The 20,363-nt window shown below is 72.7% G+C and carries 17 protein-coding genes; 6 read left to right on the top strand and 11 right to left on the bottom strand.

Annotated features, from left to right (window positions below):
* Position 1: 1 nt before the first annotated feature.
* Together ACIPEQ_RS11195 and ACIPEQ_RS11190 are read right to left on the bottom strand one after the other, a co-directional pair.
* Positions 2-610: a tripartite tricarboxylate transporter TctB family protein gene (locus ACIPEQ_RS11195; protein ID WP_402715205.1), complete on the bottom strand. Its 609-nt coding sequence runs from the start codon at positions 608-610 to the stop codon at positions 2-4.
* On the bottom strand, positions 607-1,641 hold the full coding sequence (locus tag ACIPEQ_RS11190) for a tripartite tricarboxylate transporter substrate binding protein (RefSeq protein WP_402715204.1): 1,035 nt from the start codon (positions 1,639-1,641) through the stop codon (positions 607-609). The genes ACIPEQ_RS11195 and ACIPEQ_RS11190 overlap by 4 nt, the downstream gene beginning before the upstream one ends.
* Positions 1,642-1,699: 58 nt before the next feature.
* Between ACIPEQ_RS11190 and ACIPEQ_RS11185 the strand changes: the two genes are divergently transcribed.
* Positions 1,700-3,085, top strand: a complete 1,386-nt coding sequence (locus ACIPEQ_RS11185) for an ATP-binding protein (RefSeq protein WP_402715203.1) — start codon at positions 1,700-1,702, stop codon at positions 3,083-3,085.
* Complete coding sequence (locus tag ACIPEQ_RS11180; RefSeq protein WP_402715202.1) at positions 3,082-3,819, top strand: response regulator; 738 nt, start codon at positions 3,082-3,084, stop codon at positions 3,817-3,819. The genes ACIPEQ_RS11185 and ACIPEQ_RS11180 overlap by 4 nt, the downstream gene beginning before the upstream one ends.
* Before the next feature lie 37 nt (positions 3,820-3,856).
* On the opposite strand, the gene ACIPEQ_RS11175 is transcribed toward ACIPEQ_RS11180, so the two are convergent.
* The 3 genes from ACIPEQ_RS11175 to ACIPEQ_RS11165 all read right to left on the bottom strand — a co-directional run bounded on the left by ACIPEQ_RS11175 (position 3,857) and on the right by ACIPEQ_RS11165 (position 5,933).
* Positions 3,857-4,588, bottom strand: a complete 732-nt coding sequence (locus tag ACIPEQ_RS11175) for a class I SAM-dependent methyltransferase (protein WP_126891680.1) — start codon at positions 4,586-4,588, stop codon at positions 3,857-3,859.
* Positions 4,589-4,732: 144 nt separating this feature from the next.
* Positions 4,733-5,206: a nucleoside deaminase gene (locus tag ACIPEQ_RS11170; protein WP_402715201.1), complete on the bottom strand. Its 474-nt coding sequence runs from the start codon at positions 5,204-5,206 to the stop codon at positions 4,733-4,735.
* 76 nt (positions 5,207-5,282) lie between these two features.
* Complete coding sequence (locus tag ACIPEQ_RS11165; RefSeq protein WP_402715200.1) at positions 5,283-5,933, bottom strand: CatA-like O-acetyltransferase; 651 nt, start codon at positions 5,931-5,933, stop codon at positions 5,283-5,285.
* A 61-nt stretch (positions 5,934-5,994) separates the two neighbouring features.
* Between ACIPEQ_RS11165 and ACIPEQ_RS11160 the strand changes: the two genes are divergently transcribed.
* Both ACIPEQ_RS11160 and ACIPEQ_RS11155 read left to right on the top strand, forming a co-directional pair.
* Entirely contained in the window at positions 5,995-6,666 is a 672-nt protein-coding gene (locus tag ACIPEQ_RS11160) for a DUF2461 domain-containing protein (protein ID WP_402715199.1), read from the top strand.
* A gap of 43 nt (positions 6,667-6,709) precedes the next feature.
* Positions 6,710-7,291, top strand: a complete 582-nt coding sequence (locus ACIPEQ_RS11155; RefSeq protein ID WP_402715198.1) for a YbaK/EbsC family protein — start codon at positions 6,710-6,712, stop codon at positions 7,289-7,291.
* A gap of 6 nt (positions 7,292-7,297) precedes the next feature.
* On the opposite strand, the gene hrpA is transcribed toward ACIPEQ_RS11155, so the two are convergent.
* From hrpA to ACIPEQ_RS11130, 5 genes are all read right to left on the bottom strand, one after another.
* On the bottom strand, positions 7,298-11,158 hold the full coding sequence (gene hrpA, locus ACIPEQ_RS11150; protein ID WP_402715197.1) for an ATP-dependent RNA helicase HrpA: 3,861 nt from the start codon (positions 11,156-11,158) through the stop codon (positions 7,298-7,300).
* A 36-nt stretch (positions 11,159-11,194) separates the two neighbouring features.
* A complete protein-coding gene (locus ACIPEQ_RS11145) occupies positions 11,195-13,024 on the bottom strand; it encodes a thioredoxin domain-containing protein (RefSeq protein ID WP_402715196.1) in 1,830 nt (609 codons plus the stop codon).
* Between the two features lie 117 nt (positions 13,025-13,141).
* On the bottom strand, positions 13,142-14,209 hold the full coding sequence (locus ACIPEQ_RS11140; RefSeq protein ID WP_402715195.1) for an NAD-dependent epimerase/dehydratase family protein: 1,068 nt from the start codon (positions 14,207-14,209) through the stop codon (positions 13,142-13,144).
* Positions 14,210-14,264: 55 nt separating this feature from the next.
* Positions 14,265-15,125, bottom strand: a complete 861-nt coding sequence (locus tag ACIPEQ_RS11135) for a rhodanese-like domain-containing protein (protein ID WP_209679222.1) — start codon at positions 15,123-15,125, stop codon at positions 14,265-14,267.
* Between the two features lie 239 nt (positions 15,126-15,364).
* Entirely contained in the window at positions 15,365-16,930 is a 1,566-nt protein-coding gene (locus tag ACIPEQ_RS11130; protein WP_402715194.1) for an MFS transporter, read from the bottom strand.
* A 162-nt stretch (positions 16,931-17,092) separates the two neighbouring features.
* On the opposite strand from ACIPEQ_RS11130, the gene ACIPEQ_RS11125 reads away from it, so the two are divergent.
* Positions 17,093-17,752 carry a TetR/AcrR family transcriptional regulator gene (locus ACIPEQ_RS11125; protein ID WP_250367688.1) on the top strand — a complete coding sequence of 220 codons (660 nt, stop codon included), beginning with the start codon at positions 17,093-17,095 and terminating at the stop codon, positions 17,750-17,752.
* Between the two features lie 21 nt (positions 17,753-17,773).
* Here the strand turns inward: ACIPEQ_RS11125 and ACIPEQ_RS11120 are convergent, their stop codons facing one another.
* Positions 17,774-19,405, bottom strand: a complete 1,632-nt coding sequence (locus ACIPEQ_RS11120) for a dolichyl-phosphate-mannose--protein mannosyltransferase (RefSeq protein WP_402715193.1) — start codon at positions 19,403-19,405, stop codon at positions 17,774-17,776.
* A 53-nt stretch (positions 19,406-19,458) separates the two neighbouring features.
* Between ACIPEQ_RS11120 and rsmI the strand changes: the two genes are divergently transcribed.
* Positions 19,459-20,280, top strand: coding sequence for a 16S rRNA (cytidine(1402)-2'-O)-methyltransferase (rsmI, locus tag ACIPEQ_RS11115; RefSeq protein ID WP_402715192.1), 822 nt, complete (start codon positions 19,459-19,461; stop codon positions 20,278-20,280).
* The last annotated feature ends 83 nt before the right edge of the window (positions 20,281-20,363 follow it).

The following is a 20,363-nucleotide window of genomic DNA, read 5'->3' as shown; positions in this document are numbered from 1 at the left end:
GTCAGAACTCCCATCCGACGATGCCCGAGGGCAGCGACAGGTCGAGCAGCATGTCGAAGGCGATGTAGCTGATCGCACTCACCGTCAGGCCGACGACGAGCGGACGCAACCACCCCGGGGCGCCGAGCCCCTTCGCGACGCCGAGGAACAGCAGCCCGGCGCCGACGATCCAGCCGAGCACGCCGAGCAGCAGCGCGAAGGCGGCGAAGGACAGGACCACCCAGGCCAGGGAGCGCCAGTCGACGCGGACCGAGCGTGCGGTCTCCGTACTGGTTCCGTCCGTGGTGTCGGTGGCGGGCTCCAGCGGGGCGTCGTCCGTCCCGGCTCGACGCCCCCGTGCCGCCCGGACGGACCGCACGACCAGCAGCGCGGCGAGCAGCAGGAGTGCCGCGGCGACGAGCCCGGGGAAGACCGCCGGCCCGGGGAACGCGGTGCCGGCGGGCACCTCCATCGTGACGATGCCGACGACGAGGTAGACCGCGAAGGCGGTGAAGAGCGCCGGGGTGGTCAGCTCCTTCGCCACCGCGGCGGCACGGCCCGGGTCGGCCCGGAGCGTGAGCCGCTGCCCGACGACCGCGGACGACGACGTGGGGTTGCTCGGTCGGCTCATCGGCCCAGCTCCTCGTACAGTCCCTGGATCCGCTCGCGTTCCTCGTCGATGAACGTGTCGAGGTCCCCGCCGGTGATGATCCGCTCGGTCCAGTGGTAGCGCTCCATGGCGTCCGCCCACTCCGGGGTGTCGACCGTGTCGAGGACGATGTCGGTGAGCTGCGTCCGCTGGTCGTCGTCGAGCCCGCCCGGTGCGGCGATCATGCGCCAGTTGGTCAGGGTGACGTCGTGCCCCTGCTCGACGGCGGTGGGGATGTCGATGCCCTCGACCCGGTCCGCCGCGACGAGCGCGAGGGCCCGCAGCCGACCGGACTCGATCTGGTCGATGTTGTCCGGGTACCCACCCGAGGCCGCAGCGGCCGTGCCGTTGAGGAGCGCCTGGATCGCCTCGCCACCGCCGTCCGACGGGATGTAGTTCGTGTCCTTGGGGTTGATCCCCGCCGACACGGCGAGGTCGGTGACGACGAGCTGGTCGAACGAACCGCCGCCCGTCCACGGCACCGAGCCGGGACGCTCACGCCATGCCGAGACCAGGTCGTCGAGCGTCTCGTAGGGCGAGTCCGCGGGGACGACGATCACGTCGTACTCCTCGACCGTGACCGCGAGCGGCGTGATGTCGTCGTGGGTCACGGCGGACCCGAACTGGATCTCGGCCGCGAGCAACCCCGTCCCGCCGACGAGCAGCGTGTCGGTCTGCCCGGCGAGCCGCGCGACGTTGCCGAGGGCGATGGTGCCACCGGCGCCCGGCATGTTGACGACCTGGACGGAGTTGACGATGCCGTTCGCGCGCTGGGCCTGCTGCATCGACCGCGCGACGCCGTCCCAGCCGCCGCCGGCAGCCGCGGGCGCGACGAGGGTGACGGACCGGGTCGGGTCGCCGCCTGCCGCTGCCGACGTGACGGACCCGAAGGCGGCGACCGCGATGGACACCGCGGCGACGGTCGCACCGACCACCCGGGCGACGGGACGACGGGCACGCGGCCCGGCCGGTGTCCCGGTCGTCGGCTGCTCGGGCACTGATGGCTCGGGCACTGACCGCTCTGGCACTGACTGCTCTGTCATTGGATGGCTCCCTCCTGCGCACGTCGTCGTGCCGCAGGTCGAGAAGTACGATGGCAGCCTCCGGCCGGACGAGCTGCCGACGGCGGAGATGTGCTCATTGACGCTCACGGCGTCGCGGCCGGAGGGGGACACCACGGTGACCAGGGCACGTCGCGGGCGGCTGCGTCGGATCGCGGTCCTCGCGCTCCCGAGCGTCATCGTGCTCACGGCGACGGGTGTCACGACCGGGGTCGCGGCCGTGGTGCAGGAGCGCGCCATCCGCACGTCCGTGGTCGACCAGGTGTCCGGTGTCGCCTCGAGCCTGGCCGACCTGCCCGAGGTGCGTGACGCGGTGTCGTCCGCCGTCGACCGTGGAGCACCAGGGGCGCTCGCCGACGCCGACGACCTCGCATCGGCCACCGCGGCGCTGCAGCCCATCGCGACGCTCGTCGAGGGCGCCTCCGGTGTCTCCTACGTCGTGGTCACCGACGACGAGGGCGTCCGCATCACCCACCCCGACCCCGTGGAACGCGGCGAGCCCGTGGAGACGACGATCGCACCCGTGCTCCGTGGTGAGCGGTTCGTCGGGACCGAGACCGGCCCCTCCGGTACGACGCTCCGCGCCAAGGTGCCGATCCGCGACGAGGAGGGCGAGGTCGTCGGCGTCGTCGCGGTCGGCGTGCTCGAGTCGACCATCGCGGCTGACCGGGAGCGGGCCCTCGGCACCCTGCTGCCGTGGAGCACCGGCGCCCTCGTCGCCGCGACGCTCGCCAGCGTGCTCCTGTCGCTCCTGATCGCGCGCCGGTTGCGCCGGGCCGACGCGGTGGACGCCGAGAGCCGGCAGGTCCGGTGGACGACGGAGGCGCTCCGCGAGCAGGCCCACGAGTTCGGCACCCGTCTGCACGTCGTGCGCGGGCTCGTCGAGCAGGGGGACGCAGAGGACGCGATGGCCTACATCGACGCCGTCGCACCCGGACTGACGAGCGGCGGGGGAGCCGGCTCGCCGCGGCGGGGTGCCGTCGCGACGGCGTCCGTCGCGGCGGTGCGGTCCGAGCTCGCCGTGGCCGGTGCCACGCTCGACCTGCGCGTCGCCGACGACGTCGTGCTCGACGACGCGGTGCTGCTCGTCGTCGCCAACCTGTGCCGCAACGCCGCAGAGGCCGGAGCCGTCACCGTCGCCTGCACGGTCAGCACCCGGAACGGGCGCGTCACGGTCACGGTCGAGGACGACGGGCCCGGCATCGACGCGGCCGACGCGCACCGCGTGCTGACCCGCGGGTGGTCCTCGAAGCCCGACGGGACCGGTCTCGGGCGCGGCATCGGCCTGGCACTCGTCCGACGGACGGCCACCGACCGCGGTGGCTCGGTGCTCGTCGGACGCTCGGCGGCGCTCGGCGGCGCCCGGCTCGACGTCGAGATGGCGGCGGAGTCGTGACCGCGTCCGGACCCGCACCCCTGCGGGTGCTCGTGGTCGACGACGACGCGGGCGCCCGCGCACTCCACACCAGGTGGGTCGCCGCGACCGAGGGGTTCGCGGTCGTCGGGGCGGTCGCGTCCGGCGGGGCCGCGCTGGCCTCGGTCGAACGCGGGGTCGACCTCGTGCTCCTCGACATGCGCCTGCCCGACATCAGCGGCATCGAGGTCCTGCACCGCATGCACGTCGCCGGCGTCGACCGGACCGACGTGCTCGTCGTCAGCTCGTCGCGCGACCAGGTCACCGTGCGGCAGGCGCTCGCCGCGCATCCGGTCGGGTACCTGCTCAAGCCGTTCGACCGCGAGGCGCTGCAGGACCGGCTGCGTGCCTACGCCGCCGAGCGCCGGTCCCGAGAGGACGCACAGCGCGACGTCCCGATGGGGCAGGGCGACGTCGACCGGCTGCTCGCCACGGGCTCGGTGCGCGTGGTCGGCCCGGCCGGCGCTTCGGTCGGCGCGCCCGAGGGCGCCCTGCCGAAGGGTGTCAGCGCCACCACGCTCGGCCGCGTCGTCGCCGCCCTCGACCCGGTCGTCGCCCGCTCGGCCGACGAGGTCGCCGCGGCCACCGGCACCTCACGCGCCACCGCGCGGCGCTACCTCGACCACCTCGTCGCGACCGGGGCCATCGACCTGGCGCACCGGTACGGTCGTCGCGGCCGTCCGCAGGTGCTGTACCGGCTGACGCCGGCTCCCTGACGTCGGCCTGCTGAGGCCGGCTCCCCGGACCAGGCCGTCAGGGCCGGACGTACCGGTGCACGTGCGCGACGTACTCGACGGGGATCGTCGCGCGCCCGGCCGTCTCGGGGTCCGCGTCGATCACCCGCCGGACGGCGTCGAGCACCGCCCGTCGCTCGTCCTCGGGCATGACGATGAGATGGCTCCGCGAGGCGATCATGTCGAGGAACGCGCCGCGGTCCTGTTCGTGGGTCCAACGCACCGTGTCGTGCACGCCGGCGCCGAAGGGCGGTCCGACGAGCGCCTGCTCCTGCTGCACGATGCGGGCCTCGGGCTGGAGCACGATCGCGCCGACGCGCGCGGCCCACGGTCGGGTCAGCTCGCGGACGTTCCAGACGAGTCCGAGCGTCCCGCCCGGGCGCAGGACCCGCGCGACCTCGGCGGCGCCGGCGTCGCGGTCCACCCAGTGCCAGGACTGCGCGAACGTCACGACGTCCGCGGCACCGTCCGGCAGTGGAATCGCCTCGCCCGTGCCGTCGAGCGCGTCCACCATCGGCAGCAGGTCGGCCAACCGGGATCGCATGGTCGGGTCCGGTTCCACCGCCACGACCCGGTCCGCCCGGCCGAGCATGGTCCTGGTGAACTTCCCGGTCCCCGCACCGACGTCCACCACGAGCGGCGCCCGGTCCGGCACCAGGGTCGCCGCCACGGCGTCCGGGTACCCCGGTCGGCCGCGTTCGTAGGCGTCGACAGCGGATCCGAACGAGCGGGCGGGAAGGTCGTCGGTCACGGCCCCAGCCTGGTCGGTCGCGGCACCGGTGTCGATGCGGAACGTTTCAGGTCCGGCTCACGGCGGTGATCAGCACCACCACCGGACGGGAGGATCGTGGTCAGGCCCGCCACGGTCCTCCCGTCCGGTGGTCGCCCGCGGATCTCAGGACGGGTGGCGGGCGCTCCACTCGCGGAACGGGGCCGTCGGGTCCTCGACCCGGCCCTGCTCGGACGGCAGGGCGCGCTCCTCGACCGGCTTCGCGTACTCGTCGTAGAAGGTGGCGAGCGTCATCAGGCGGTTGCCGTCCTCGTAGTGCTCGCCCTCCTGCTCCCGCGTCGCGGCGAACACGACGCGGTCGGGCTGGGCGTAGTACAGCGCGCCGAGGCACATCGGGCACGGGTACGCGGTGACGAACACCTCGTAGCCGGTCAGGTCGGTGATGCCCTGCTCGGCGGCGGCCCGGATCGCACGGATCTCGGCGTGCGCGGTCGGGTCGCCGGTCTGGGCGACGTGATTGACGGCCTCGACCACGACCTCGCCGTCGCGGACGACCAGGCAGGCGAAGGGCTTGCCGCCGTCGTGGACGTTGTGGAGGGCGCGGGAGACCGCGAGGGCGGTGAGTTCGTCGTCGTGCATGCCGGCCACGGTGCTCCCGGTCGGTGCCCACCGGATGTGTGTCCGGGGGACGGAACCGATCGGGCTGCGGTGGTGGTCAGCCGAGCCAGGACGGGTCGGCGAACAGTTGCTCGACCTCGGTGACGAAGCGCGACGCGTGGAAGCCGTCCACCGCCGCGTGGTTGATCCGCAGCGCCATCGGCATGACCATCCGCCCGTCCAGCTGCCGGTACCTCCCGAGCGTGATCACGGGTGCCAGGTGGTCCTCGGCGCCGGTGAGGTGCAGTGCGAAGCCGGTGAACGAGGTGCGGGGGAGCGTCGAGACGTCGAAGAGGTCGGTGCGTCCGGTGCCCTGCGGGAACATGCGGTGGTCGTCGCGGTACCGCTCGGTCGTGGCGACCACGGCGTCGTGGAAGGCCCGTGCGTCCGGGTCGTACTCGACGACGAGCACCGAGAAGGTCTCGGTGTCGGGGTGGAAGACCGTGAAGGTCGGGTGCACCACGTCCCACACCGCGGGCTGGCCGTCCTCGGTGAGCTGCATCCGGAACTCGTCGTGCCGGTTCACGACCGTCGCGAGCACCCAGATCTGTGACGGGTACGTCTTCGCCCCGGCGACCCGAGCAGCGTCGACGAAGGAGGTGACGTCGACGTCGACGGTCATCTCCCACGCACAGGGCTCCCGCCGGTAGTGCGCGAAGTGCTCGGCGCGGGGCCACTGGTCGAGGTCGATCGGTCGCAGTCGGTCCACCCGGTCAGTCTCGTCCCCCGGACTCCCGACGCGAGTGCACGGGACGGCGGTTCACTGGCGCATGCCCTCGACACCGTTCTCCCCAGCGCTCGCGACGTTCTTCCGCGGGCTCGCCGCGCACAACGAGAAGTCGTGGTTCGAGGAGCACCGGGACGAGTGGGAACGGCACGTGCAGGAGCCGATGGAGGCGCTCCTGCACGAGGCCGAGCACCGCTACGGCCCCGGGCGCGTGCTCCGGCAGCACCGCGACCTGCGGTTCACGCCGGACGAGCGGCCCTACCGCGAGGACGCCGGACTGACCGCGGGTGGCATGTACCTGAGCGCCGGCGCGGACGGGCTGCAGGTCGGCGGTGGGCTCTACGAACCGTCACGAGCGCAACTGCAGGCGGCACGGACGACCATCGACGAGCACCCGCAGGCCGCGGCCGCGCTGCAGCGGGAACTCGACGAGCTGACCGACGCCGGGTACGAGCTCGCCGGACCGCCACTGAAGACCGCCCCGCGCGGGTACGACGCCGACCACCCGCGGATCGACCTGCTCCGGATGCAGCACTACGCGGCACTCGTGCACCTGCCGCTGGAGAGGTCGCTCGACGACGTCACCGCCGCGTGGGACCGCGTCCAGCCGCTGGTCCGGTGGACCGTGAAGTGGGCGCGTGCGGACGACCCGGAGGCCTCGGACGACCCGGCGCCGCCCGTGCCGGGAGCGCGGTCGATCGACGAGCGCGCCTGACCGCCTGATCGCCCGTCCGCCGGCTCCTCCCTAGGCTCGGGGCATGCCGACGCTCGACCGTTCCCCTGCCCTCGTCGCCACCGGGTTCCTCGCCATCCCCGTCGCCCAGGCGCTCGTCGCACTGCCGAGCGACCTGCTGTCGACGATCCAGGCGGCGCCCATCGACCCTGCCCTCGCCGACACCGCGTCGTTCTCCGAGGCGTACGGGTACCCGCTGGAGGGCGGTGCGAACTGCATCGTCGTCGTGGGGAAGCGCGGCGACGAGGTCCGGTACGCGGCGTGCGTGGTGCTCGCGTCGACGAAGCTCGACGTGAACCGGGTCGTCAAGAAGCTGCTCGACGTCCGCAAGGCCAGCTTCGCGCCGATGGACCAGGCGGTCGAGCTGACCGGGATGGAGTACGGCGGGATCACCCCGATCGGGCTGCCCGCGGACTGGCCGGTGTACGTCGACGCCCGGGTGCTCGAGGCTCCCGAGGTCGTCGTCGGCGCAGGGCTCCGCGGCGCGAAGGTGTTCCTGCCCGGACGCACCCTGGCTGCGCTGCCGAACGTCACCGTCGTCGAGGGGCTGGCCGTCGAGGGGCCCTCCGTCGAGGATCCGGTCACCGGAGCCGCCGACCTCGGCTGAGCCGCGTCAGCGGGCGGCGGACAGCGTCTTCGTGATCCGCTGCAACGACACCGTCTCGGCGGTCCCGAGCTCCTGGGCGAACAGGCTCAGGCGGAACTCCTCGAGCATCCACCTGGCGTGCACGAGCTCGGGGTGCGCCCCGACCGACGGCGGGAAGGTCCCACCGGCGTCCGTGTAGCGGTCGGTCGCAACGGTGACCTCGCGCATCCACGTCGCGTCGCGTCCGGGGTTCTGCAGCAGCTTCTGCACGCGGGCGTCGACCCCCTGCAGGTACACCCGGATGCGGCGCAGTCGGTCGAGCCCGGCGACGGCGACGAAACCCGGGAACACCAGGCGCTCCACCTGCTGCCGCATGTCCGTGAGTGCGGGCAGCAGCGCCATCGAGTTCGCCTGCTTCATCGCCTTGTCGGCAGCCCGCTGCGCGGTGAGCACGGCGGCGACCTCGGACACGGCGGTGAACATCGTGTCGACGACGGTGGCGGAGACGGCATCGCGGACCGCCTCGAAGTCGACCCGCGTGAAGACCAGCCCGTCGGGATGCGCGCGTCGGATGCCGGCGTCCACGACGGCGGCCAGCACGTCGTCGAACAACGCTGCGGTCGACGGGTACGGGCTGGCGGCCAGGGCCAGCTTCTCCTGCGCGGTGAGGTGCGACTGCACGTACGACACCGGCGAGGGCACGGCGTGCATGACGAGCCGACGGACGCCGGCCGGCATGCTCACCGCGCGGTCGCCGGGGGTCGCCAGGAGCCGGACGCCGACGGTGGCCTTCGGGCCCTCGCCCTCCTCGACCAGGGACGGGTACGCCCGGATCACGCCACCGGCCTGCTTCGTGTCGAGGACCTGCGGCAGGTCGTCGGACGGCCAGGTGGTGAGGCCGGACCGTTCCACCTGCGTGCCGGAGGACGCCCCGGCGACGCGCGCCGCGCCTCCCGGCCGTGCCGCCGCCTTCGCCGTGGCGGAGGCGACGCTCTGCTGGGTCCGGTCCTTCAACTTCGTCTGCAGGGCCGCGAGGTCCTTGCCGGACTCGACCCGACGGCCGCGCTCGTCGACCACCGCCCAGGTGGGCAGCAGGTGCGCGGGCACCCGGGACAGGTCGAAGTCGGCCTCGGTCACGGGCACGTACGTCATCCGCTGGATCGCCGCGGCGAGGGTCGCGCGGAACGATTCGGTCGGCTCGGTCGGAGCGTCGTCGGGGAGCTCGGCGACGATCTTCTCGGCCCAGTCGGCGGCCGGGACGACGTTCTTCCGGATCTGCTTCGGCAATGACTTGATGAGGGCGGTGACGAGCTCCTTCCGCAGACCGCGCACCTGCCAGTCGAAGCCCTCCTCGCGCATGCGGGGGAGCAGCGCGAGCGGCACCTGCACGCTGACGCCGTCGTCCTGCGCACCCGGTTCGAAGCGGTACTTGATCGCCAGGCGCTGGTCGCCGGAGCGCCACTGCGTCGGGTACTCCTGCTCGTCCTGGGCTGCCTCGGCGGCGTCCTCGTCGAGCAGGTCCTGCCGGCGCATCGTGAGCAGGTCCGGCTGCTCGCGCCGGGTCGTCCGCCACCACCCCTCGAAGTCGCGCGTGGTGGCGACGCCCGCGGGGATCCGTGCGTCGTAGAACTCGTACACACGCTCGTCGTCGAACAGGATGTCGCGACGGCGGGTGCGCTCCTCGAGCTGCTCGAGCTCGCGGCGGAGCTTCCGGTTCGCCCGGTCGAAGGCCTGCTGCGCGTCCCACTCGCCCTCGACCAGGGCGTGCCGGATGAACAGCTCACGCGAGTGCTCGGGGTCGATGCGCCCGTACTGCACGCGGCGTCGCTGCACGATCGGGACACCGAACAGCGTCACGCGCTCGTACGCCACGACCGCGCCCTGCTTCTTCTCCCAGTGCGGCTCGCCGTACGTGCGCTTGAGCAGGTCTCCGGCGAGCGGCTCGACCCACGCCGGGTCGATCCGGCCGACGGTGCGGGCGAAGAGCCGGCTCGTCTCCACGAGTTCGGCGGCCATCACCGCATCGGGCTGCTTCTTCGCCAGGACGCTGCCGGGGAACACCACGAAGCGGACGTTGCGCGCACCGAGGTAGTCGCGCTTCTCCTTGTCGCGCAGGCCGATCTGGCTGAGGAGCCCGGCGAGCAGGGACCGGTGCACGGCGTCGCCGTCCTCGGAGCGCGACTGCCCGACGCGGACGTCGACCTGCTTCGCGGCGCGGGACAGCTGCCGGTACAGGTCCTGCCACTCGCGGATGCGCAGGTAGTTCAGGAACTCGGACTTGCACAGGCGGCGGAACGCACTCGACGACAGCTCCTCCTGCTTGTCCTCGATGTGGTTCCAGAGGTTCAGCAGGGTGAGGAAGTCGCTCGTCGGATCGGCGAACCGGGCGTGCAGCTGGTCGGCGTGGGCACGCTTCTCGAGCGGTCGTTCGCGCGGGTCCTGGATGCTCAGGGCGCTGACGATCGCGATGACCTCGCGCCCGACGCCCTGACGGCCGGCCTCGAGCACCATCCGGCCGAGCCTCGGGTCGATCGGCAGCCGTGTGAGCTGTCGACCCGGCTTCGTGATCCGGCCGTCGGCGTCGACCGCGCGGAGCTCCCGCAGCAGGTCGAGGCCGTCCTTCACACCCCGGGAGTCCGGCGGCTGAAGGAACGGGAACCGATCGATGTCGCCGAAGCCGAGGGAGATCATCTGCAGGATGACCGCGGCGAGGTTGGTGCGGAGGATCTCGGGATCGGTGAACTCCGTGCGGCGCGCGAAGTCGTCCTCCGAGTAGAGGCGGATCGCGATGCCCGCGCTCGTGCGACCCGCACGCCCGGATCGCTGGTTCGCGCTCGCCTGGCTGATCGCCTCGATCGGCAGCCGCTGCACCTTCGCCCGCGGGGAGTACCGCGAGATGCGGGCGGTGCCGGTGTCGACCACGTACTTGATGCCCGGCACGGTCAGGGAGGTCTCCGCCACGTTGGTGGCGAGGACGACGCGGCGTCGGATGCCCGGGGTGGTCCGACGCTCGAACACGCGGTGCTGGTCGGCGGCGGACAGTCGGCCGTAGAGCGGCAGGACCTCGGTGCCCGGGTAGCGCTTGCCCTCGATCGCCTCCTGCGCGTCGCGGATCTCGTTCTCGCCGGACAGGAACACGAGCACGTCGCCCGGGTCTTCGCGCGCCAGCTCGTCGAGTGCGTCGGTGATGCCCTGGAGCACGTCGCGGTCGTCCGCGCTCCCACCGCCGCGGCTGCCGCTGTCGTCGGTCCGCGGGTCGGTGTCGTCGCTGTCGTCCGCATCGGCGGCGTCGTCGGCCACGAGCGGGCGGTAGCGGATCTCGACCGGGTAGGTGCGGCCGGACACCTCGATGATCGGGGCGCCGCCGAAGTGCTGCGAGAACGACTCCGGGTCGATCGTCGCACTCGTGATGATCACCTTGAGGTCGGGTCGCCGGGGCAGCAGCCGCTTGAGGTACCCGAGCAGGAAGTCGATCGTCAGGGAGCGCTCGTGCGCCTCGTCGATGATGACCGTGTCGTAGCGCTTCAGGTCACGGTCGAAGTGGATCTCGTTGAGCAGGATCCCGTCGGTCATGAGCTTGATCCGGGTGTTGCTCGACACCTTGTCGGTGAAGCGCACCTGGTAGCCGACGAGGTCGCCGAGTTCGCCGCCGAGCTCCTCGGACACGCGCTCGGCGATCGTGCGGGCGGCGATCCGACGGGGCTGGGTGTGCCCGATGGACTCGCGGCCGAGTTCGAGGCAGATCTTCGGCAGCTGCGTCGTCTTGCCCGAACCGGTGGCGCCGGCGACGATGACGACCTGGTGGTCACGGATCGCGGCGGCGATGTCGTCCCGCCGCTGCGACACCGGCAGTTCGGGCGGGTACGTGATGACGGGCGTGGCAGACATGAGCATTCCAGGATAGCGGTCTGGCGGGGGCAGCCGTCAGCGCAGCTGTTCGGCGAGTGCGGCGTCACTCCGGGCCGGCAGCGCGCAGACGTGGTCGTGGCAGACGTACGCGGCCGGCGCCGAGCCGTCCCGCCCCGCGAACAGGGAGAACCCGACACCGGCCCACGCCCGTGCCTGCTCCGGGGTCACCGTCGCCACGACCGTCCCCGGTCGCCGGGCGGCGAGGGCGGTCCGTCGCATCGGGTCGTCGGCCTCGGACACGACGACGACCTCGCGCGACGGGCGCTGCAGTGCGAGCGCGACCCCGAGGGCGTCCGCGTGGCCGAGCGGCCGCTCCGTACCGGCCTGGGCGCGGTCGGCGACGAGCCGGGTCGCGGCGTCCCGGAGTGCTCGATCGCCGGTGAGCGCGGCCAGCGTCGCGGCGGCCCCCGCCAGCGCGACCGTGCCGGAGCGCAGCGCCGTCTGCGGCTGCTCGCCCGTCGCCGTCCCGGCCGCACGCAGGACCGGATCGGCGTCGAACCGTCCGGCGAGACCGTCGTCGACGAGCGAGCGTGCCGTCTCCGCGTACCGGACCTCGCCGGTCAGGAGCGCGAGTTCGAGCAGCCCCTCGGCGAGCAGGCCGACGTCCTCGATCGTGGGCGGCGCAGACGACGAGCCGTGGGCGGTGCTCGAGCGGACGACGACGTGCCCGTCCCGCACGTGGGCGGCGAGGACGGCGTCGGCTGCGCCCTGCGCGAGCGCGGTCATCTCGTCGTCGCCGTGCCGCGCTGCAGCCAGGGCGAGTCCCCGGATCGCGAGGCCGTTCCAGCCGGTCAGCACCTGGTCGTCGAGCGGTGGCGGGGCGAACCGGCCGCGCTCGTCGAGCGGCAGCCGGTACCAGTCGCCCTCGACGCGTCGTCCGTCGATGGTCGACTCGCTGTCCTGCGCCGCGACGAACGCACCGTCGGGCCGCCGCAGCGTGTTCCGGAGGAAGTCCGCGATGCCCCGTGCCTGCTCGGCTCCGGCGACCGCGAGCAGTCCCGCGTTGTCGTACAGCATCCGTTCGTAGTGCGGCACGCTCCAGTCGCGCTTGGTCGCGTACCGGAACACACCGCCGTCGGCGTCGGTCAGCTCGGTGGTGCGGATCGCGTCGAGACCCCGGTCGAGCAGCCCTCGTGCGACGTCGTCGCCGTCGGCCGCGACCTCGCCGAGGAACTCGAGGAGCGGAGCACTCGGGAACTTCGGCGCACCGCCGAAGCCCCCGTACGTGGTGTCCTCCGCCGAGACGAGCTGCGCGGTCACCGAGCGGATCGCGACGACGGACGGGAGGCCCGGTGCGGCTCCGCCGGTCGGCGCACCACCCTGCGCGGTGGCGTCCGCCTCCGCCCCCTGCGCGATCGCCGCGGCGATCGCTCCGGCGTTCGCGTCCACCTCGTGCCGTCGCTGGGTCCACGCGTCGAGCACCGCCGCCAGGACCTGGCGGAACGAGCCGACCTGGCCGACCTGGGTCGGCGGGTAGTAGGTGCCCGCGAAGAACACCCGCCCCTCGGGCGTCGCGAACGCGGTCAGCGGCCACCCGAGCTGCTGCGTGAACGCGCTCGCGGAGGCCATGAGGCTGGCGTCCACGTCGGGACGCTCTTCTCGGTCGACCTTCACGGCGACGAAGTCCCGACGGAGCAGCTCGCCGATCTCCGGGTCGGAGAAGCTCTCGCGCGCCATGACGTGACACCAGTGGCACGTGGCGTACCCGACCGAGACGAGCACGGGCACGTCGCGCTCCCGCGCCTCGGCGAACGCCTCGGGTCCCCACTCGCGCCAGTCCACCGGGTTGTCGGCGTGCAGGCGGAGGTACGGGCTGACCGCGGTTCCGAGCCGGTTGTCGTTCATGCCTCCAGCGTGCCCCGTGGGGGCTGGGCGGTGGTGACGATCCGGCGATCGGTGGACAGCTCGTGCTCGTCCACAGGCCGTGCGCGTTCGGTCCCTGCCGGTTCGGTCCCTGCCGGCTCAGCCCCTGCCGAGCGAGAGCAGCACGAGGGCGGCGTCCTCCGGGCCGTAGTCGAACATGCGGTCCCAGAACGGGTCCTGCGCCCAGGGGACGTCACCGCCGGCCGGCACGGCGTGCGCGGTCTCGAGCAGCCAGTCGACCTCGGGCCGGACGGCATCGGCGTACCGCGGGGGCTGCCACCCGAGCGCGCGTGCCGCCGTCGTGTCGAGGACGAACGGCGACGGGAAGCTCCACGGGGTCGTCCCGACGAAGGCGGGAGCGTCCTGGTCGAGCAGGACCTCGTCGAACCGGTGGTCGACGATCCCGGCCAGGGTGCGCACGATCTCGAGGACGTCGGGCGCGGTCTCGTCGGCCACGTTGAGGATGCGGCGGTCCGGAGCGTCGGCGACCAGACGCACGAGGGACGCGATCCCGCTCGCCGCCGTCGTGTGGTCGACGCCCCGTCCGTGGTCGGCGAGCAGGATGCGCTCCCGGCCGTCGAGGGCGCGGCGCACCACGAACCACTCCCGCGGGCGGCCGGTGCCGACGCCGTACACCTTCGAGGGACGGAGCACGGTGACGGGGGCACCGTGGTCGAGCAGGACCTGTTCTGCGGCGACCTTCGCGGCCGCGTACCCGTCGCGTGCGGTCGGGTCGCCGTCGCCCGCGACGACGGTCGGCTGGAGCTCGGTGACCGCGCCGCCGAACACCGGCTTGTCGACCGAGTTCGCGTGCCGCCCCTGGTCGTCGACGTAGACCGCCTTCGACGACACGAACACCGTCGAGCCGACGTCGTCGAGGAACGGCCGCAGCTGCAGGGCGTCGTCCCGGGTCACGCCCACAGTGTCCACGAGCAGGTCGGCACCCGGGCGGAGGAGATCGCGGAGCACGCTCGTGTCGCGGCGGTCACCGGACACGAAGGAGGCACCGGCTGCGGTCAACGCGCCGGCTGCGGGACCGCCGCGTCGGGCCAGGACGTCGACCTGCCAGTCGTCGCCGCCGCGGCCGGAGACGTCGAGGAGGTCACGGACCACCGCCGACCCGATCCCGCCGGTACCGCCGAGGACGACCGCGCGTCTGGTGCTCATGCGCCAACGCTAGTGCCGCGGGGACGGTACGGACGGCGTGGTCGACGCCGGGGCCTCAGGACGCGACCAGCTCCGGTTCGAGGCGCCACCACTCGGCGAGGGACCCGTCGTAGACCTTCACGTGGTCGTGCCCGAGCACCGTCAGGGCGAGCGCGTCCACGCACGCCGCGCTGCCGACGCCGCAGTACGTCACGATCTCGTCGGCGTCGAGCACCCGTGCGAAGACCTCGGCGAGGGCCGGGCCGCGGCGGAGGGTGTTCGTCTCGGGGTCGACCACGTCGTCCGTCGTGATCGCCGTGCTGCCGGGCACCACGCCGGGGTGGTCCGTGCCCAGGGCCGAGGGAGGCGCCGCCAGGACGACCGCCGCCGGCTCCTCACCACGGACGGCGCGCAGGACACGGTCGTGGTCGGCCCACACCGGACGCTCCTCACCGGCGAGGAACGACTCGGCGGACGACGGGCGGACCTCGCCACGGAGCGGTCCGACCCGGACCGGTCGTCCCTCGTCGCGCCACTTGGCGAAGCCGCCGTCGAGCACCGCGACGTCGTCGAAGCCGAACGCGCGGAAGATCCACCAGAGCCGCGCGGCCCACTCGCCGACGCTGTCGTCGTACACGACCACGGTCGAGCCGTTGGTGACGCCGAGACCACGCGCGGCGGACTCGAAGCGCTCGGCACTCGGTCGGGTGAAGGGCACGTCGGCGTCCGGCGAGGAGAAGTCGTCGACGAGGTCGGCGTACCGGGCCCCGGGGACGTGCCCGTGCTGCTCGTACGCGTCGCGGGCGGCCTGCCACTGCATCGCCGTGCCGACCCCCGTCGTGTGCACCGACGCGTCGAGGACGACGAGCTCGTCGGCACCGATGTGGTCGGCGAGCCACTGCGTCGACACGAGCGGCGAGGTCAGGACGGGGGCCATGGCGCCCACCGTAACGCGGCCCTCCGACGAGGCCTCGGATGTCCGACACACTGCGCAACGCCGCCGTCCTGACCGCCTGGATGCCGAATCCGCTCGCACCGGACGGGCGGACGTTGCCCGTTCGTTCGGTCGGGACGCCGAACTCGACATCCCACGCGTCGATCGACGCGTGGGATGTCGCAGAGCGGAGCGACCGTGGCGGCCCGGGCAGCGGCAGCAGCGGGGTCCGCCGCAGCTGCCTAGTGCGCCGCGGCCGGGATGCTGCCCGTCGTGGCGGCCGACGCGTGCGCGAGCTTCGCGAGCCGCACCGACTGCCGGTTGATGAGCAGCCCGCCAGCGAGGGCGACGAGCACGAGCACCCCGGCCGAGATGCCGAAGGCCACGTGGTACCCGTCGATCACGGCCTGGGCCTGCTGGAGCTTCGTCGGCGCTGCCGAGAGGCCCGACAGGCTGTCCTTCACGACGTCGGCGAAGATCGTCGAGAGCAGGGCCGTGCCGATCGAGCCGCCGATCTGCTGCATGGTGTTCACCGTCGCCGAGGCCACGCCGGCATCGGCCCGGGCGACCCCGGTCGTCGCGGTGTTCATCGCGGACGAGAAGATCGTGCCCATGCCGAGACCGATCACGATCAGCGCCGGCAGGACGGTCCCCGCGTAGGTGCTGTCGACCTCGGTGCGGAGCAGGAGCAGCAGCCCGGTCGCCGCGACCAGGCCGCCGGCGAAGATCAGGACCTTCGGACCCACGCGGGGGAGGAGGCGCCCACCGATCTGCGTCGCCGAGATCATGATCGAGAGCGGCATCGGGAGGAACGCCAGCCCGGTCTGCAGCGAGCTGAAGCCGAGCGTCTGCTCGAGGTAGTACGTCAGGAACAGGAAGATGCCGAACATGCCGATGGCGACCAGGCCGATGGCGATGAACGCGCCGCCGCGGTCGCGGTCGAGGACGACGCGGAGCGGCAGGAGCGGGTGTGCGACCCGGGTCTCGATCAGGACGAACGCGGCAACGAGCAGGACCCCCGCGGCGAGCATGACGATCGTCAGCGGGGCGTCCCAGCCGTTCGACTCGGCGTTCGAGAACCCGTAGACGATGCCGACCAGGCCCGCGGTGATCGTCAGGACCCCGGCGACGTCGATGCGCGGACGCTCGACCTTCGGAGGCTTCGCCATGAAGACGAGTGCACCGATGACACCGAGCACCGCGAACACGACGTTCACGTAGAGGCACCAGCGCCAGGACGCGTACTCGGTGAGCACACCGCCGAGCAGCAGGCCGATCGCCGCACCCGAGCCGGCGATGGACCCGAAGATGCCGAAGGCCCGGCCGCGTTCCTTCGGGTCACGGAAGGTCGTGGTGAGCATGCCGAGCGCCGAGGGGGCGAGCAGGGCGCCGAACACACCCTGCAGTGCGCGGGCGGCGACGAGCAGGCCGAACGAGTCCGCGAGGCCGCCGAGCACCGAGGCCACGGCGAACCCGACCAGGCCGACGATGAAGGTGGTCTTCCGGCCGAACAGGTCACCGAGGCGACCACCGAGCAGGAGCAGGGAACCGAACGCCAGCGAGTAGGCGGTGACGATCCACTGGCGCTGGTCGGTGCCGAAGCCGAGGTCGGCCTGCGCCGACGGGAGGGCGATGTTCACGATGGTCGCGTCCAGCACGACCATGAGCTGGGCGAGGGCGATGACCGCCAGCGCGATCCAGCGGTGCTCGGCCCGGCCGGAGCCGGAGCCGGGCGTGGTGCCGGCAGCGCGGCCGGTCGTCGTGTGTGCGGACCCGGTCGGGGTCGGCACGGTCTGTTCTGCCGTCACGGCAGCCTCCTTCTGGGAAGGGTGGAGGTGGCGGAGCACGCGCCGTCGAGCGCTTCGCGAGGAGGTGGAACCGGATGGGTTGCATCCGCTTGTGTCGAGTGTAGACCGAAACGGAGCCACCGCATCCGTTTGTTCCCAGAATCGTCAACTACGGTCGACCTCGTGAGCACCACCGACACCGCGCACGACCTCGAGCGCCCCCTGCGCGCCGATGCCGCGCGCAACCGCGAGCTGATCCTGCAGACCGCTCGCAGGTGCTTCGCCGAGCGCGGGTTGTCGGTCACGCTCAACGACATCGCGCACGAGGCCGGCGTCGGCGTCGGCACGGTCTACCGCCGGTTCGCCGACAAGGACGCCCTGATCGAGGCGCTCCTCGCCACCAAGTTCGAGGCGATGAACGCCGCCGCCGCCCGCGCCGCGCAGGAGACCGATCCGCGTGAGGCGCTGCGCATCTACCTGATGGGCGTCTTCGAGTTCCGCGCGCGCGACCGAGCCCTCGCCGACGCCATCGTCCGCGCGGGCAAGGCGCGGCCGTCGATCGTGCACGAGCGGGACCGGCTCGAACGCCAGGTCGCGACGATCATCGAGCGCGCCACCGTCGCCGGCGTGGTGCGGGCCGGGTTCAGCTACGCCGACCTCCCGATGCTCACCACGATGGTCGGCGCCGTCGCGGACACGACCCGCGCCCACGACCCGGACGCCTGGCGCCGCTACGCCGAGGTCGTGCTCGAGGGCGTCCTGCCCGGCGGCACCACCGATCCGATGGTCGGCGCGCCGCTCGACCGCGCGGCCATCGAACGCGCCCTGCACGGCCAGCCCTGACGGTCGCCGGCGCCTCGACCGCTACAGCCAGCTCGGCAGCCAGTAGTGCGACCGGATGAAGTCCCACGGCACCTGCAGCCCGGTCCACATCGGGTACCAGTACGCCGACGCCAGCACGACCACGCCGAGGTACACCCCGACCCACACCAGCGCGCGCGTCCGTCGCGGCCGCGGATCGGTCCGTGACCCGGCGACGAGCCCGATCGCCGCGGCCAGGGCCATGACGAGGAACGGTTCGAACGCCACCGTGTAGAACTGGAACACCGTGCGGTCGGTGTACAGCAGCCACGGCAGGTACCCGCCCGCGACACCGATCAGCACGAAGCCGTACTCCCACCGGCGCCGCAGCACGAAGAGCACGAGCAGCGCGACCGCCGCGATCACCGAGGCGTACCAGACGAACGGGTTGGCGATGCCGGTGATCGCCTCGCCGCAGCGGTCCGCCCAGCAGCCGTCCTGGCCGCGGTTCGTCCCGACGTAGTACATCGACGTGGGCCGCTGCATCACGAGCCAGAGCAGCGGGTTCGCCTGGTACGAGTGCGGGGTGTGCAGGCCGATGTTGAAGCCGTAGATCTCCGACTGGTAGTGCCACCAGTTCTGGAACGAGTCCGGCACCCACGCGAGCAGGCCCGTCCACCGCTCCCCACCGGAGGCGATCCAGTCCCGGTCCCACCCACCGGATGTCCGGAACCACCCGGTCCACGACGCCAGGTAGGTCACGGCGGCGATCGGCACCGTGAGCAGGAACGTCACCGGCGCCTGCTGCAGGAAGGCACTCGACGACCAGAACGCCACACCCGCGCGCCGACGCATCATCATGTCGCTCAGCACGGAGTACAGCGCGAAGAAGGCCAGGAAGTACAGGCCGGACCACTTCGTCGCGGACGCCAGACCGAGCGCGACGCCCATCGCGACGAGCCACGGCCGCCAGACCAGCACCGGCCCCCAGAGCGTGTCGCGTCCGTCGTCCGCACGGCGCCTGACCCAGTCGTCGAGCCGCCGCTGCGTCCACCTCCGGTCGAGCAGCAGCGCGCCCGCTCCGAGCACGACGAAGAACGTCAGGATGCCGTCGAGCAGCGTCACGCGCGACAGCACGATCGCCTGCCCGTCGATCGCGAGCAGGAACCCGGCGAGCGTCCCGATCGCCGTCGAGCGGAACAGCGAGCGCGCGATGACCGCGGTCAGGAACACGGTCGCGGTGCCGAGCACGGCGACCGTGAACCGCCACCCGAACGAGCTGTCGGCGCCGAACAGCAGCATGCCGAGGCCGATCAGGTACTTCCCGAGCGGCGGGTGCGCGATGAACTCCGCGGCCCTCGAGTACAGGTCGGTCTCGCCGTCGGCGAAGCGCTGGTCGGTCGTCGGGGCGCCGTCGTCGGAGGGGTTCGCCGGCCAGGTGCCCTCGTACCCGAGGTGCACGATCGACCAGCCGTCCTTGACGTAGTACGTCTCGTCGAACACCAGCGAGTGTGGGTGACCGAGTCCGACCAGCCGGAGCACGGCCGCCAGCAGCGTCACCGCGATCGGACCCGTCCACCGCCAGAGCGCGACGCGCTGCGACGTCGACAGGACCCGACCCCACCAGTCGTCGAGGCGGGAGCCGGCCGGTCCGTCGACGAGGGCGGTGCGGTCGTCGGTCAGCTCGCTGGTCATCGCCTGCATCCTACGGATCGCCGCCACGGCGGACCTGGCACCAGAATGGGGAGGTGATCGTCCTCGCAGCAACGCCCATCGGCAACCTCGGCGACGCGTCGCGCCGACTCGTCGAGACCCTGTCGAACGCGAGCGTGGTGGCCGCCGAGGACACCCGGACCGCGATCCACCTGATGCGCGCGCTCGGCATCGAGAACCGCCCGCGTCTCATCGCCCTCCACGAGCACAACGAGCGCGCGAAGGCCTCCGAGGTGGTCGAGCTCGCCCGCGACGAGGACGTGGTGGTCCTCACCGACGCGGGCATGCCCGCGATCAGCGACCCCGGCTTCCCCCTGGTGGAGGCCGCGGCGGCCGCCGGGGTGACCGTCACCGCCCTGCCCGGCCCGTCCGCGGTGCTCATGGCGCTCGCCGTGTCCGGCCTGCCGACCGACCGCTTCAGCTTCGAGGGCTTCCCGACCCGCAAGGCGGGGGAGCGCCGTCGCCTGTTCGCGTCCCTGGCAGGCGAACAGCGGACGATGGTGTTCTTCGAGTCACCGCACCGGCTCGCCGACACGCTCGCCGACATGGCCTCGGGGTTCGGCGACGACCGCCGCGCGGTCGTGTGCCGCGAGCTCACGAAGCTGCACGAGGAGGTCCGCCGCGACTCGCTCGCCGCGCTCGCCGCGTGGGCGGCCGACGGGGTGCGCGGGGAGATCTGCGTGGTCGTCGAGGGGTCGACCGGTGCGCTCGACGCGACGAGCATCGAGGACGGTGTGCGGCTCGTGCTCGAGCGGGTCGCCGCCGGATCCCGCATGAAGGAGGCCGCCGCGGCGGTCGCGGACGCGACCGGGCTGTCGAAGCGCGACCTGTACGAGGGCGCGCTGGCCGCGCGGTAGGGCCGACCACCGTCGGTCTGGAGGCACGGGGCGGGCCCGCCACGCGCCTCCCGTCCGGTTCTCCACAGGCGGCGCGCGGAGCG

This window comes from Curtobacterium sp. NPDC087080, from assembly GCF_044745105.1.
Lineage (GTDB): Bacteria > Actinomycetota > Actinomycetes > Actinomycetales > Microbacteriaceae > Curtobacterium.
Note: the sequence above shows the minus strand (reverse complement) of the source record. Positions and strands in the feature narration are given on the sequence as shown.